A 416-nucleotide genomic window follows, 5' to 3' on the forward strand; every position below is an offset into this window, starting at 1 on the left:
GGCTGCGGTTTTTATACCTGTCCGTGATCCGGTCTGCCTGCTGCGGCTCATCGGCTTTTTTTCTGGTCGTCTATCTTTGCGGGAAGTTCGCTGCTGTGGGCATACCGGCTTTCTGTCCCTGCTGCGGCGTGGTGGTAGGGCGCCTTGGGGATGCAGCTGTTATGTTTAGCGTCCCTCTTTTCGTTCCGGGACACTTTTTCCCATGAGTCCACCGTTTCTATCCGCTTTTCGGCTCAGGGTATCCACTACCGTGCGGCATTCCCCGGTTCCTCCATCCACGTTCCTTCGTCCACGTTCCTGCGACCTTTCTGTGGTCTTTCCTCTGCATTTTCCCGTATAACCGTCCATTTTTGCATCCCTTGGCCCCCCGGGATGCTGTTTTACAAAAAGAATCCGCCAAGTTCACAGCGAGTTAC

Annotated in this window: 1 protein-coding gene; it reads right to left on the reverse strand. The window is 54.8% G+C overall.

Features of this window, described 5'->3' with window-relative positions; all coding sequences use genetic code 11:
* Positions 1 to 165: 165 nt before the first annotated feature.
* A complete protein-coding gene (locus LC454_RS26280; RefSeq protein ID WP_223585393.1) occupies positions 166 to 348 on the reverse strand; it encodes a hypothetical protein in 183 nt (60 codons plus the stop codon).
* Positions 349 to 416 lie beyond the last annotated feature (68 nt).

This window comes from Sphingobacterium sp. GVS05A (assembly GCF_019969845.1).
In the GTDB taxonomy this organism is placed as follows: domain Bacteria; phylum Bacteroidota; class Bacteroidia; order Sphingobacteriales; family Sphingobacteriaceae; genus Sphingobacterium.

Excerpts from the sequence above, each read along its gene's own strand:
- LC454_RS26280 (WP_223585393.1), bottom strand. The coding sequence starts at position 348 with ATGGACGGTTATACGGGAAAATGCAGAGGAAAGACCACAGAAAGGTCG.